Raw genomic sequence first — 13,874 nt, 5'->3', positions numbered from 1 at the left:
GGTATCGTTTTTTTAAGATTTTTTTCAGATATGGCTATTAAAATAATAAATATTGGTGTAAAATTACAATATCATGGTATTAATCTATTTATATTGGTAGTGATAAGAAAATTATTGAAAAAATTTCTGCACCAAAAATATTGCTACTATGGAATTGATAAATGAAAAGGAGTGATTTGATGTATAAGAGTATTCTCTCTAGAGTTAGAGAATTTAAGAAACATTCTTTTTTAGCACCTATGTTTATTACCTTAGAGGTTTTTATGGAAATCTTGATTCCATATATGATGGCTAAAATTATTGACGTGGGTATTAAAAACTCAGATATTTCTTATATTGTAAGGCTTGGAATAATATTGTTTGCTATGGCGATGTTGTCGCTATTTTTTGGTGCCATGGGAGCTAGATTTGCTTCTATTGCAGCAACTGGTCTAAGCAAAAATATTAGATCCGATTTATTCGAGAAAATTCAAAAATTCTCGTTTAAAAATATCGATAAATTTTCATCTGCAAGCTTGGTTACAAGACTTACTACAGATATAAATAATGTTCAGATGGCATATATGATGGGAATTATAATGGTTGCAAGAAGTCCGATTATGATGATTGTAGCACTTGTGATGGCTTTTATCGTGAATTCAAAGGTATCGATGATATTTTTGGTCGCAATTCCGATACTGATAGCTATTATGTATTTCTTGATAAAAAAAGCAGATCCAATGTTTGTCAGAGTGTTTGAAGAATATGATACCTTGAACAATACAATATCAGAAAATGTAAATGCTCAAAGAGTTGTAAAGGCTTATGTTAGAGAAGCTTTTGAAAATGAAAAATTCAAAAAATTATCATTAAAGATTTTTAATCTATTTGTGGATGTTGAAAAATTAATAGCGCTTTTTAATCCATCTATAATTTTAGTAGTGTACTCTGTGATAATTGGTGTATTTTTGATTGGTGGAAGGTATGTTGCCAGTTCAGTGATGACTACAGGTGAATTGACAAGCTTGGTCATTTACTCTATTCAGATATTGATGTCTGTGATAGCAGCTTCGTTTGCATTTATTCTTTTGATTATTGCCGAGACATCTATTGAAAGAATTTGCGAGGTGTTTGATGAGGTTCCTTCTATGGATATAAATGAAGACGGAGAGAAAGAGCTTGAAGATGGAAGCATAGTATTTAAGGATGTCGATTTTAGCTATAGCGAAGATGGAGATAGATTGGCTCTTAGAGGTATAAATCTCGAAATAAAATCTGGTGAAACAATTGGAATAATAGGTGGTACTGGTAGCTCAAAATCCACATTTGTGAGTTTGATTCCTAGATTATATGATGTTACAAGAGGAGAGATATTGGTTGGTGGAAAAAATGTTAGAGAGTATTCACTATCAAATTTGAGGGACTCTGTATCTATGGTACTACAGAAGAATACTCTTTTTACTGGAACTATTGCTGATAACGTTCGCTGGGGTGATGAAAATGCATCGCTTGAAGAAGTGGAATATGTGTGTAAATTGGCTTGTGCAGACGAGTTTATTCAAGGATTTCCGAACAAATATGATGAATTGATAGTTGAAGGTGGAAACAATGTCTCCGGTGGTCAGAAGCAAAGGCTGTGTATTGCTAGAGCTCTGCTTAAAAAACCAAAAATATTGATTTTGGATGATTCGACTAGTGCTGTTGATACAAAAACCGATTCAAAAATAAGAGATGCCTTGAAAAAAGAAATGAAGGATACTACGAAAATAATAATTGCACAGAGAATTTCATCTATAGAAAATGCCGATAAGATAATAGTTTTGGATAATGGCTGTGTAGTTGGGTTTGATACTCCAGAAAACTTATTGCGAGAAAATGAGATATACAGGGAAAACTACGAATTCCAAAAGAAGGGCGGTGTTGTAATTGAGGAGTAATCTTGGCTCTAAAAAAACAATAAAAAGATTGTTTGGGTACATCGTCGGAAAAAATAAGGTTAAATTTTCGATTGTTATAATAGGTATAATGCTTAGCTCTCTTGGGACTGTGGCAATTTCGCTATCATTAAAGGTATTGTTAGACGACTATATTGTTCCATTGATAGGGAAAATAAATCCGGATTTCTCAGCATTTTATAGGTCTCTAATTGTATTGGGTTGCATATTCTTTGTAAGCCTAGTTGCAAGCTTTGTCTACAATAGGCTGATGGTTACAATAGGTCAAGGTGTGCTAAAGCGGTTGAGAGATGAAATGTTCGAAAAGCTACAGACTCTTCCAATCAAATATTTTGATAATAATACAAATGGATCCATCATGAGCTTATTTACAAGTGATACTGATGCGTTGAGGCAGATGATTGAACAATCCTTTGCGCAGGTATTGTTAAGTGGGATGACAATCGTTGCTACTTTCATTTCGATGCTAATTCTAAGTCCAATTCTTACTATTTTGGCAGTTGTAGTTGTGATTGTTCTATTTACAGTGACTAGAAAGATAGCGAGACATAGTGGTAGCTTTTTTATGACACAGCAGAAAAATGTAGCATCACTAACTGGATTTATTGAAGAAAGATTTGCGGGTCAAAAAGTAGTTAAGATTTTCAACCATGAAGAAAAATCTATTAAAGATTTTAATAAATTGAACGATGAGTTGTTTGAAAGTGCGAAAAATGCAAGTCTTTATGCTAGTATTGTAGCACCAATAGTTTCTAATATTGGTAATATATTCTTTGTTTTGACTGCAATTATAGGAGGAGTATTGTCAGTAAATGAAGTTGGTGGTGTGACTATTGGGGTGTTAGTTGCGTATATGCAATTTTCGAAAAACTTTACTCAACCATTTATGCAGATTTCTCAGCAGTTAAACTCAATAAACTTGGCTTTGGCTGGAGCGAGTAGGATTTTTGAGCTATTGGATGATGAAGCTGAAGAAGATAATGGATATGTAAGCTTGGTAAATATTGTAGAAGAAGATGGTGAAATAAGAGAAGCTGAGAGTAAAACTGGCTCATGGGCGTGGAAACATCCACATGGCGACGGTACTTTGACTTATACAAAGTTATCGGGTGATGTCAGAATCGAAAATATGTCATTTGGATATACTCCCGAAAAGCCAGTATTAAAAAATATTTCCCTATTTGCAAAGCCTGGTCAAAAAATCGCATTTGTAGGTGCTACAGGTGCTGGGAAAACTACAATAACCAATTTGATAAATAGATTTTATGATATAGATGAAGGAAAAATTAGATATGACGGAATAAATTTATCAAAAATTAAGAAGGAATCTCTCAGAAGATCTCTTGGAATAGTGCTGCAGGATACACATTTATTTACCGATACGATTATGGAAAATATCAGATATGGTAGGCTTGATGCATCTGATGAAGATGTTATTAATGCTGCAAAGCTTGCGTATGCAGACGGGTTTATAAATATGTTACCAAACGGATATGATACTGTATTAACAGGTGCTGGAGATGAATTGTCTCAGGGTCAAAAACAGTTATTGTCTATAGCAAGGGCTGCAATTTCCAATCCGCCAGTGCTAATACTTGACGAGGCGACTTCAAGTATAGACACGAGAACTGAAGCAATTGTTCAAAAGGGGATGGATAATTTGATGAAGGGAAGAACAGTATTCGTTATTGCTCATAGATTATCTACAATTAGAAATAGTGATGCTATAATGGTGATGGATCATGGAGAAATCATAGAGAGAGGCTCACATGACGATTTGATAAAGCTGGAAGGAGCATATTACCAGCTTTATACTGGAAAGGTCGAATTGGAGTGATTAAATACTCAAGGATACAGATTCAAAAGCAAAAATAGTAAAAAAACTCGCAACATTCATTACGTTAATGTAATGAAAATGTGCGAGTTTTTTATACCTTGAAGATTAATAATGCTTCAATAGTTACATATCATTTATAACAATTTATAATTATTACTTCCAGAAATCTGTATCTTGCTTTAAGCTGATATCGGCAGCTTTGAAGTGAGGATCTTTTCCAGCCTTTTTCTGTTTTTCATAATCCTTCAATGCACTTACTGCAATACCACCAAGAATCAAGATTGATGGAACATTTGTAATTACCATTAGACCCTGTGCCAGGTCTGCTGTGTCCCATACGAAACCGGCATCTGCAACTGCACCTACGAAGATTAATACTGTGGCAATTCCTCTAAAAATCATTGTTTCAGTTTTTGTTACATCTCTGTTCAATATAAATCTTAAGCAGCCTTCACAGTAAGAATAATTACCAATCAAGGTAGTAAAGGCGAATAGTGACATTGCGACAGCGATAAATATAGGTCCGAAGCTTCCTAATGTAGACCCTATTGATGCTTGAACGTATCCGGCAGCATCAGCACCACTAGAAGATGCGAAATTAGTAGGCGATACATTAGTGCTTAGACACATAAAGGCTGTAGCTGTACAAATTAATAATGTATCTATGAACACAGATAACATCTGAACTAGACCCTGCTTAACTGGGTGAGATACGTCAGCCATTGCAGCTGCATTAGGAGCAGAACCCATACCTGCTTCGTTTGAGTATAGTCCTCTCTTCAGACCCCACATCAAGCAAGAACCAGCAAAACCACCAAATATTGCCTTGAAATCTAGTGCACTTGAAAATATTCTTCCAAACATATGAGGTATATTTCCAAAATTCATTATAAGCACTATTATTGATACCATAACATAGATAACTCCCATAATAGGAACTAATAATCCAGTTACATTTATAAGCCTCTTTGCTCCACCAAATATGATGACACCGAATAATACCATCAATATTGCACCTATTATAGCCGCAGTTCCACTTCCGTAGAAGCTGAATACCTTAAATGTAGATTGAAGATTATATGCTGCCAGCATATTATAACCAACCGCATATGTGAATATAACAAAACATGAAAAAATAACTCCTAGCCATCTTGCATTCAAAGCATCTCTCATATAGAATGCCGGACCACCATAACTTGATCCATCAGGATTTTTCTTTTTATAAACCTGAGCTAGTGTTGATTCTATAAAGGCAGTGGCTCCACCTATAAAAGCAGTAATCCACATCCAGAATATAGCCCCTTCTCCTCCTAGAATAATAGCTGTACAAACACCTATAATATTACCAGTACCAACTCTTGATGCTGTGGATACCATTAAGGCACCAAATGATGAAACTCCGCCATCTTGACTTGGTTTTTCAGTTACAACTCTGATTGATTCACCGAAGTGACGAATCTGCATCAAACCCGTTCTGAAAGTGAAGTATATTCCTCCTGCAATTAGAAGTAAAGGAACACACCATGGTTGATAGATAACATCAACGATTGCCAATACAATTTTGTCCATTGCTTCAAACATATCTTTTCTCCTTTTTTGCAAATAAAAATAAAGTATATTTTAAAATAACTTAAAATATAATACGATTACTATAAATAGTTTATCATATGCTTAAATATATGTCTATATGTTTTGATCGATTTTAGTCAAAAAATATATTTGAATAAACGTTTTCTTGAATAAAGATAACATATCGCAATATTCTGAATAATGAATATAGTTAATACTTTTCTGGTATTTATATTCGAAATGTTATTAATATAAAAAGTTAACCGAGATATATTTTAGTTTCATTAGGTTTTTCATATAAGTAAATGTTAGTATCTGATATTGTGAATTGAAATGAATAAATTTTAAAAATCAGAAAAAATTTTTGTTAGATAATGGATTTATTAATTTGTTTTTTCTATATATATAGTTGCTGGTTATCAAAAAAAACTATAGTGTTGGTTTAAATGATAGGAAATGAATTATAATTATTGAATAAAAGGTAATTATTGAGTAGAATAGTTATTACGATGAGGTAAATATATGTAGAGAGGTTTTGAGATAAACTATGGAAGAAAGTAAAAAAACAGTAGAAATTGTGGATAAAAGTATAAATGATAAAAGTATAAAAAATGAAAATACAGAGGAGAAAATTAAAAATTCAAATTTAATAAAAAAGGCTACGATTGTTATTGGATTGATTTTTTTAGTAATTATATATAAAAGATATTTGAGTAACATAACGGCTCAAAATATTAGAGTCTGGATTTCAAATTTTGGGGCTTTGGCTCCAATTGCATATATGTTCGTATGGGCATTGCTGCCGATTTTCTTTTTTCCAGTCCCGGTATTGGCTCTTGCCGGTGGACTTTCATTTGGGTTGATTGAGGGTACTGTTTTTACATTGATTGGTGCGATAATCAATAGCTCACTGATGTTTATTATAGCCAAAGTTCTTGCAAAGGATATGGTTAGAAGCTACTTGGAGAAAAAATTGCCAGAAAAGTGGTGGAAGCTTTTTATGGAATCGGAGGGCAGGCAGGGATTTATAATTATTTTTATTTGCAGGCTGATACCTATTATGCCGTATAATGTAATTAACTATGCTGCTGGATTGACAAATATAAGCTTTTTAAATTATTCTCTAGCAACAGCGATAGGAATATTACCGGGAACTTTGGTGTTTATCAATGTCGGCGATAAGCTATTAGATGTGAAATCGCCAGAGTTTGTCGTATCCATCATCTTATTGATTATGTTGATGGTCGTGTCTGTTTTACTTGGAAAATATGCGACAAAAAGACATGATCAAAGATAATAAATAAGGAGGGATGGTCGTGGAAAAAAATTCAGGAATTATATTAGACGAAATTACAGATAGATGTAGCTTGGGTGAAATTACAGAAAAATGTGTCGATACTAATGATAAAAGCTCAAGTGAAGGAAAAAGGTACTCAATGGAATGTATTCATTGTGGGTTATGCACAAAAAATTGTACATTTCTATCAAAATATAGGATGGATTTATCAGATTTTGAAAGTAGACAGGATTTGGCGTACAATTGCTTCTTATGCGGAAGGTGCAAAATTGTATGTCCAAAGGATATAGATGGAAGAAAAATTGCGATTTCAATGAGAAGGAAGCATTTGAGAGCGAATAAGGGAAAGATAAATTTTAAGGGATACAACGGAATAATTTGGGAAAAAAAGAATTATTTGTTCAAAAATTATAGGCGTGCAAGGGTAGGCAAAAGTGCCATTTTCACTGGCTGTAATTTTCTTTCATATTTGCCCAAAACTGCTGATAAATTGATTGACTTGATGAGCAAGTATGGAATAGGTGCTATTTTTGATTGTTGTGGTAAGCCAATTTCTGAGCTTGGGTTTGAGGACAAAGAAAAAAATATTATCGAAGCACTCAATAGACGACTTAAAGAAAATGGTATAGAGGAATTGATTATGGTATGTCCGAACTGTTACTATTTTCTAAAAGGAAAATTAAACGTAAAAATAGTCGATATTTATTCGAAGCTAATTGAACTTGATGCTGATATTGGATTACTCGGCGATGAACACAAAGCGTTTGATAAAGATGTGAATGGTGTTGGGCATGATGATAAGGTATTTTCTTTTTTTAGACCATGTCCGGATAGAGAAAGCAATGAATTATTTGGTGTTGTAAGGTCATTTTATAAGGATGGAAAAATAAATGCTCTTAGAGAACAGTGCTGTGGTGCTGGTGGATGTGCTTCTGCCAGAGAAGGCGAACTTTCAAGAGGATTTAGAACCGACATAAAAGAGCAGTTAAAAGGTGAGATTCTGTATACATATTGTGCAACGTGTGTTGGTTTCTTTAGAATGGAGAATATAGCGACAAAACACGTTTTGAGCGATATTTTAGATATTGAAGAAGATAGTACAGGCAATTCGCTAATAAATAGAGCCAAATATGCTTTTAAATAATTATTACAGAATGTGTTTTAAACAGGTTGTATAATATTTACAATCAACGCTAAATATTATACAACCATAAAAAGACATACCCTACATTCATTTTCATACTGTGGAGAATGTGGGTATGCCATACTTATTTTATACTAATCAACCAATACAAACTAGAATTTTTATTTTACCATAAGAATATTATCAAAAATCTTGTTTGTTTTATCCATAAACAACTTCTTTTCCTGCTGATTTTCTATATGGGTATCTATCATTGAATTATATAAATCTTTCACTTCATTAATATTTAAATATCTCAACCTTTCTCTAACAATATGAAAATTTTCTATTAAGTATTGAATATCTTTCACCTCAAAGTTACTATTTTTTTTCAAAACAGAATATATCACATATTCATTGTAGTTAATTTTTATATTGTTCAAACTAGGATCAAGAGCATTATTTTCGATTATCAGATTAGAAAATTTTTTATAATCGTTTTCCTCTTTTCCTATATCTCCGTCAAAATAGTTCATTCTTTCTAACATAGAATAGAAAGTTTCCATTTTATCAATGAAGTTCAGTAATTCTTCTTTGTCATATTCTTCTGAAACTTCAAGTTTCTTAAACTCATCCATAAATAATTTCTGAGTATTTATGGTTGTTGCATTTCATTTACCAATTTACCATATTCTCTATTATTATAATTCTTTACTACATTCATTGATACAGCTGCAACTATTACCACTGTAGCAACTACTAGACAAGTAATCAATATCTTTTTCATAATACTACACCATCCCTGTATAATATAGTTGTAGCTAATACTACTTTTTTCTTTTTTGTTCTCTATTTTTTTATGTTATGGAGAGTTTTCTATATCTAATTTTTCTGATGAAAATATATTTGTTATTAGAAATTTAACTAGATATAGTATTTGCCTTAGTTTATGAATGTTCATACTGGAAAAGAAAGCTTGTCGCCATACTTGGCAAAGTTTTTCCAGAGTACTCAAGTCTATTTTCAAAATTATATGGTGTTACTCCAAAGGAACTATTGTTAAAATATCCTTTACTAGAAGATATGCTAGCTATTTCCGCTGAGGAAGTTGGTAACTTACTTTGTAAATGTAGCAAGGGATATGTTGGTATAAACAAAGCCAAAGAAATTGGTACAGTTACAGGAGTTGTAGCAATGAAAATGACAAATATTATATTCACGGTACTAAGAAATCAAGAAATTTATGTTCCAAATATTTAGTTTTATTATTATATTTTTTTAAAAATATTCAATCAAGCTTATTTGTTATGTAAGAATATCAATGCAAAACTTATTTATTATTGATATTTGATTAGCCGTTCTTTAAAATGTAAGTGTTTCTTGAACTATTTTTTCGCCTCTCACTCTTTTTAATAATGAATTATCAAAGTTACCGCCAGAATGGTCATAGTACCAATAGTCATTTGTACCCCTCTTACCACCTACAATTATAGTGTGTCTAGCCTGTCCCGTATTTTTTCTTATTATGGAAATAGGAGTTCCATACTCTGTTCTAAAATAGATGCGACTTGTATCTTTAGGTACATCATGTACCGAAATTCCAGCTCTTGCTCCCCAATGATGTTTAAAGTTACTTGCTTGTGCCCATGTGGCTGAATATTTATAAGGGAAACTGTTTCCATTACCATAATAGTACCAATTACTATTATTATACTTGTCTCCATTTACTTCTCTCATTTCCATTCCGCCGCCCTCATACAAACACTGTGAAATGAAATTCGCACAATCTCCGCCATCTTGATGAAAATTATAGTATCCAGGTGCTGTTCTTTTTAAATTTGCTTTTGCATATTCTACAGCACCTTTTGCATTATAACTTGGTAAGGCTCTTGTTGAAATTAAATCCACATTGTATTTTTTAAAATATTCAGATTTACTAGATATATCAGATATCAGTTCGCTGTTTACATTATTTGAAAAATCATTTAGTCTGGTCATTAACGAGTATAGCAAATCCACATACTCTTCCTCCTCTAAATAATAATACTGCTGTTTTAACTCATCATAATGTTGAATAATATACTTCATTTTTGCTTCATCAAACGTTTCTATTCCATCAACAAAGTTTTCGTTCAAAAAACGATTCATTACATATTCATTAAAAGCTATCTTAATATCATACGAATTTGGTTCAAAATAATCACCTATTTCATAAATATAGTCCAAAAAGTTCTTTGCCTCTTGTTCGCTTAAATCATTATCTCTAACAAAGCTAATAAAAGATTTTCTTATATTAGTTGCGTCTTCACCATATAGCATGTCATTCATTTTATTTCGTGCAACATATATATTACTATTTGCACTGCTATTTCTAATAATCTGATTAAGTTTAGAGTTGATATCATCTGTCAGATTTAAATTGTCCTTACCTATGTTAGCATGATAAAGCATACGTTTTCCTGAGCGATTCAAATCAATGGAGTATATGCCTGTACACATAGAAAATACTTATACAATTGATAAAAATACGATCTTTTTATTCATAATTAGAACTCCTTTCAAAGTACTTAATATTAAAAATACAACCAATACTAATCGCGATTATTTCAATTTCATCTTAACATATTTTATTTGACGTGTCAAGTAATTTCAACTAATAGAAAGTTAATGGAAAGCCGATGATTAATGGAAAATTAGTTGTGTTCCAAATAATCGTCGCAGACACATTATATTATAGTGAGGAAAATTATTTGTATTGTATGGATAACTCTTATGAGTCAGGCATTTTTTTGTTGCTATTTATTAAAAATAGGGTATTATAGATATGTATAAAATAATTATTATGTGAGGATAGATATGAAAGATTTTTTATTAAAACAAGGAGTACCTGAAAAATTACTGATTGAGTTAGATCAGTTTAAAAAATATTATAAAGTAGATGAAAGTGTAGCTGGAAGAGTTCCATCTCCAAGATACAAGTATTATGGTGGAGAAGTATTGAGTAAATCAATTGCAGCATTGCTATCAGGCTATAACATTTTGCTGACAGGTCCAAAGGCAACTGGAAAAAATGTTCTATCGGAGAATCTGGCATTTCTTTTTGGTAGACCATTGTGGAATATATCTATGAATATAACATCTGATAGTGGAAGCCTTCTTGGAAGTGATACCTTTGTTAATAATGAGGTTGTTCTGAGAAAAGGTCCTGTCTATAGCGTCTCAGAATATGGTGGTTTTGCGGTTTTTGATGAAATCAACATGGCAAAAAATGATTCTCTATCAGTTATTTACTCGGCGCTTGATTATAGAAGAATTATCGATGTTCCAGGCTATAGCAAGCTTGATATGCACGATGCGACTAGATTTATTGGAACTATGAACTATGGATATATAGGTACAAAGGAGTTAAATGAGGCATTGGTTTCAAGATTTTTGGTTATCGATGTTCCAACTATTTCAGAGGACAACTTCAAGCTGATTTTGGAAAATGAGTTTGATTTAAATGAAGAGTTTTTAGGCTTGTTCACAAAATTATTTATGGATCTTCAAACCAAATCACTCAATGCAGAAATTTCATCAAAGTCAGTCGATATGAGAGGATTGCTTTCAAGTATTGAAACTATGAAGCATGGATTAACTGCAAGACAGGCGCTTGATATGGGTGTGGTAAATAAAACCTTTGATAGCTATGAGAGAGAAGTAGTAGAAGATGTCATCAACACTTTGTTTGGAAAAGATGTGTCATACAAAGAAGTGTTCAAGAATGTTGATCAGAAAATAGTTGATTTTTATTAGAGAAATGGTAGGAGAATTATGAATAGTAAGTTGAGAAATGAGAATATTGTTTGGACGGTATCAGAGGACTATTCGGTTGTTCCTGCTTTAAATTTATTTGATGAGTATGATAATGAAGAGCTTCAGTTTTATAGAATGATGCTGTTGGGTCAGGTGTATAAAGACGTCAATATGGAAAAACTGCTAGAATATCTATCAATAACTATTCCAAAAACTGGTCTAAAGAATGCATTTTTAAAGCTGGTTGAAATTTATCTTGATGATTGCTTTTCGGAAAATCTGTTGAGAAACAGACCTGGAGCCAAAGAGTATAGAGAAAAATTTTATAGAGAAATTGAAGAAAAGTATGTCACTTGTGATTTTGAAAAAATGACTGTGGAGGAGGAAATAGAGTTTGTCTATTCATCAAGGATTATTGGCAAATATGTTGTAATCAGGGATATTACTGATGAAATGATAGGCTTTATGAGAAAAAGAAATAATGAAAGAGACACAGATGAAATTATAAAGGTACTTAATGCCTGTTTTCTAAAATATTTTTATAAAAACTATAGAAATTCAAATTCGAATGATGCTGAATTTGAGCTTTTGAAAATTGAAGAAGAGAAATCTGAGAATGAATTGAAGGAAGATGCTGAAAAAGAAAAGCAAAGACTGAACTTCAAAATGAAAAAAAAGCATATAAAAAAATTTAATCCGAAAGACTTAATAGGCGAGATTTCAATCGAATCTGCTGAATTTACAAAAGCTATTGACGAGCATAAAGCTGTAATAGATGAGAAATCAGATGATAAGCAATCTAGTAGTAACAGCTTAGAGTGCTCTAAAAGCGAGATGGAAAAAATAGTGGAATCAAGATATGGTGAGGCGATTTATCCACAATTTGTGCTTGAAAATATTGAAAAAGACATAAGTACGGGTATCCATGAAGGAATCAAGCTTCACATTACTGAGGGGAATTTCATAAAAGGCAAATATGACCAGTATTTTGCAAAAGTCATAGAGAATCAAAGAGAATTAAATTACGAATATTACAAGGATAATGAGCTGATTTTCAGAAGAACTATAAATGAATTGAAAGAGGTTATTAGAAAAAAATTTATTTCTGATGAAGAGGCTGAGGATAGCTTTTCAAATAGTGGGAGACTTATTTCATCAAGAATTTGGAGAAATAGATTTTTAAATGATGACAAGCTTTTCGTGAAAAACAATTGCTTTGAAATGGAATCTATTACGGTAGACATTCTTTTGGATGCTTCGGCTTCACAATTGGAAAGGGAAGAGTATGTTTCTGCACAGGCATATATTATTGCGGAAGCATTGACATCTTTAAATATACCAACGAGAGTAGCAGGTTTTTGTAATTTTTTTAATTATTTGGTTGTAACGCAATACAGAGATTACAATGATTCAAGAGAAAAAAATATAAATATTTTTAAATTTAGAGCATCTGGCAGTAACAGAGATGGCTTGGCATTTAAGTACATCTCTAATCAAATGAATTTAAGGGAAGAGGAAAATAAAATCCTTATTGTTTTGAGTGATGGAAAACCAAATGATAAGATAAATCTTGGTGTGAGAAGCTTTTCAAGTGTTGATGCTCAGGATTATGAGGGTGACATCGCAATAAAGGATACTGCTCAAGAGGTATTTAATCTAAAAATGCTTAATAGAAATGTGCTAGGTATATTTACTGGCGAGGAGGAAGCTTTGGATCATGAAAAGAAAATTTATGGTAAGGATTTCGCATATATCAAGGATTTAAATAGATTTTCTAGGACTATTGGATATTTTTTACAACAGATTAATTTTTAATATATAGTTGTTTATCTACAAGTTTTATGTGGTATAATATACTAACATAGATTTCATGATTTATAAAAAAATAAGTTTAGAATATTGGATTGGAGGGAAATATGAAAGGATTTATGAAGGAATTTAAAGAATTTGCTATGAAAGGTAATGTACTTGACATGGCAGTTGGGGTTGTAATAGGTGCAGCATTTGGTGCTATCGTTACTGCCTTGGTTGAAAAGGTTATAATGCCACTAGTTGGGATTATAGTAGGTGGTGTTAATATATCAGGCTTGGCTGTCAAAGTTGGAAGTGCAAATCTTGAGTATGGAGCATTTTTACAAGCTATAATCAATTTTCTGATAATAGCATTCAGTGTATTTGCTTTTGTAAAGATAATAAACACTGCGGCTAGTAAGTTCAAAAAAGAAGAGGAAGCTGTTGAAGAGGTACCAGCAGTAGATCCACAATTAGAATTACTGACTGAGATAAGAGATTTATTGGCAAAAAAATAATTAATTATTT

At 32.1% G+C, this 13,874-nt stretch carries 12 protein-coding genes; 8 read left to right on the top strand and 4 right to left on the bottom strand.

The window, feature by feature from the left end:
• The first annotated feature begins 179 nt into the window (after window positions 1-179).
• Both BM120_RS01525 and BM120_RS01520 read left to right on the top strand, forming a co-directional pair.
• Window positions 180-1,916 (top strand): ABC transporter ATP-binding protein, encoded by a 1,737-nt coding sequence (locus BM120_RS01525; RefSeq protein ID WP_091992723.1) that lies wholly within the window; start codon window positions 180-182, stop codon window positions 1,914-1,916.
• Window positions 1,906-3,771: an ABC transporter ATP-binding protein gene (locus BM120_RS01520; protein ID WP_091992722.1), complete on the top strand. Its 1,866-nt coding sequence runs from the start codon at window positions 1,906-1,908 to the stop codon at window positions 3,769-3,771. Before BM120_RS01525 ends, BM120_RS01520 begins: the two co-directional genes overlap by 11 nt.
• A 153-nt stretch (window positions 3,772-3,924) precedes the next feature.
• Here the strand turns inward: BM120_RS01520 and BM120_RS01515 are convergent, their stop codons facing one another.
• Window positions 3,925-5,352, bottom strand: a complete 1,428-nt coding sequence (locus BM120_RS01515) for an alanine/glycine:cation symporter family protein (RefSeq protein WP_177187343.1) — start codon at window positions 5,350-5,352, stop codon at window positions 3,925-3,927.
• Between the two features lie 535 nt (window positions 5,353-5,887).
• On the opposite strand from BM120_RS01515, the gene BM120_RS01510 reads away from it, so the two are divergent.
• Together BM120_RS01510 and BM120_RS01505 are read left to right on the top strand one after the other, a co-directional pair.
• Complete coding sequence (locus BM120_RS01510) at window positions 5,888-6,637, top strand: TVP38/TMEM64 family protein (RefSeq protein WP_091992721.1); 750 nt, start codon at window positions 5,888-5,890, stop codon at window positions 6,635-6,637.
• 19 nt (window positions 6,638-6,656) lie between these two features.
• Window positions 6,657-7,781 carry a heterodisulfide reductase-related iron-sulfur binding cluster gene (locus BM120_RS01505; protein WP_242941521.1) on the top strand — a complete coding sequence of 375 codons (1,125 nt, stop codon included), beginning with the start codon at window positions 6,657-6,659 and terminating at the stop codon, window positions 7,779-7,781.
• Between the two features lie 161 nt (window positions 7,782-7,942).
• Here the strand turns inward: BM120_RS01505 and BM120_RS01500 are convergent, their stop codons facing one another.
• Window positions 7,943-8,398 (bottom strand): hypothetical protein, encoded by a 456-nt coding sequence (locus BM120_RS01500; protein ID WP_091992720.1) that lies wholly within the window; start codon window positions 8,396-8,398, stop codon window positions 7,943-7,945.
• A 17-nt stretch (window positions 8,399-8,415) separates the two neighbouring features.
• Window positions 8,416-8,547, bottom strand: a complete 132-nt coding sequence (locus tag BM120_RS11175; RefSeq protein WP_278335307.1) for a hypothetical protein — start codon at window positions 8,545-8,547, stop codon at window positions 8,416-8,418.
• Window positions 8,548-8,843: 296 nt separating this feature from the next.
• Here BM120_RS11175 and BM120_RS10810 point away from each other — a divergent pair, with 296 nt between their 5' ends.
• Window positions 8,844-9,020, top strand: a complete 177-nt coding sequence (locus BM120_RS10810) for a hypothetical protein (RefSeq protein ID WP_177187342.1) — start codon at window positions 8,844-8,846, stop codon at window positions 9,018-9,020.
• A gap of 102 nt (window positions 9,021-9,122) precedes the next feature.
• On the opposite strand, the gene BM120_RS01490 is transcribed toward BM120_RS10810, so the two are convergent.
• The gene (locus tag BM120_RS01490) at window positions 9,123-10,259 is read right to left on the bottom strand and encodes an amidase domain-containing protein (protein ID WP_091992719.1); all 1,137 of its coding nucleotides are present in this window, start codon (window positions 10,257-10,259) and stop codon (window positions 9,123-9,125) included.
• Between the two features lie 357 nt (window positions 10,260-10,616).
• Between BM120_RS01490 and BM120_RS01485 the strand changes: the two genes are divergently transcribed.
• The 3 genes from BM120_RS01485 to mscL all read left to right on the top strand — a co-directional run bounded on the left by BM120_RS01485 (window position 10,617) and on the right by mscL (window position 13,864).
• The gene (locus BM120_RS01485) at window positions 10,617-11,555 is read left to right on the top strand and encodes an AAA family ATPase (protein WP_091992718.1); all 939 of its coding nucleotides are present in this window, start codon (window positions 10,617-10,619) and stop codon (window positions 11,553-11,555) included.
• A gap of 18 nt (window positions 11,556-11,573) precedes the next feature.
• Complete coding sequence (locus BM120_RS01480) at window positions 11,574-13,370, top strand: vWA domain-containing protein (protein WP_242941520.1); 1,797 nt, start codon at window positions 11,574-11,576, stop codon at window positions 13,368-13,370.
• Between the two features lie 101 nt (window positions 13,371-13,471).
• Window positions 13,472-13,864, top strand: a complete 393-nt coding sequence (gene mscL / locus BM120_RS01475; protein WP_091992716.1) for a large-conductance mechanosensitive channel protein MscL — start codon at window positions 13,472-13,474, stop codon at window positions 13,862-13,864.
• Window positions 13,865-13,874: the final 10 nt, after the last annotated feature.

Origin of the sequence: Peptostreptococcus sp. D1 (assembly GCF_900112955.1) — a bacterium.
Taxonomy (GTDB): domain Bacteria; phylum Bacillota; class Clostridia; order Peptostreptococcales; family Peptostreptococcaceae; genus Peptostreptococcus.
The sequence above is the reverse complement of the archived record's forward strand: the minus strand, read 5'-3'. Positions and strand labels throughout refer to the sequence as shown.

Excerpts from the sequence above, each read along its gene's own strand:
- BM120_RS01490 (WP_091992719.1), bottom strand. The coding sequence starts at position 10,259 with ATGTGTACAGGCATATACTCCATTGATTTGAATCGCTCAGGAAAACGT.
- BM120_RS01515 (WP_177187343.1), bottom strand. The coding sequence starts at position 5,352 with ATGTTTGAAGCAATGGACAAAATTGTATTGGCAATCGTTGATGTTATC.
- BM120_RS01525 (WP_091992723.1), top strand. The coding sequence starts at position 180 with ATGTATAAGAGTATTCTCTCTAGAGTTAGAGAATTTAAGAAACATTCT.
- BM120_RS11175 (WP_278335307.1), bottom strand. The coding sequence starts at position 8,547 with ATGAAAAAGATATTGATTACTTGTCTAGTAGTTGCTACAGTGGTAATA.
- BM120_RS01480 (WP_242941520.1), top strand. The coding sequence starts at position 11,574 with ATGAATAGTAAGTTGAGAAATGAGAATATTGTTTGGACGGTATCAGAG.
- BM120_RS01510 (WP_091992721.1), top strand. The coding sequence starts at position 5,888 with ATGGAAGAAAGTAAAAAAACAGTAGAAATTGTGGATAAAAGTATAAAT.
- BM120_RS01500 (WP_091992720.1), bottom strand. The coding sequence starts at position 8,398 with ATGGATGAGTTTAAGAAACTTGAAGTTTCAGAAGAATATGACAAAGAA.
- BM120_RS10810 (WP_177187342.1), top strand. The coding sequence starts at position 8,844 with ATGCTAGCTATTTCCGCTGAGGAAGTTGGTAACTTACTTTGTAAATGT.
- BM120_RS01485 (WP_091992718.1), top strand. The coding sequence starts at position 10,617 with ATGAAAGATTTTTTATTAAAACAAGGAGTACCTGAAAAATTACTGATT.
- mscL (WP_091992716.1), top strand. The coding sequence starts at position 13,472 with ATGAAAGGATTTATGAAGGAATTTAAAGAATTTGCTATGAAAGGTAAT.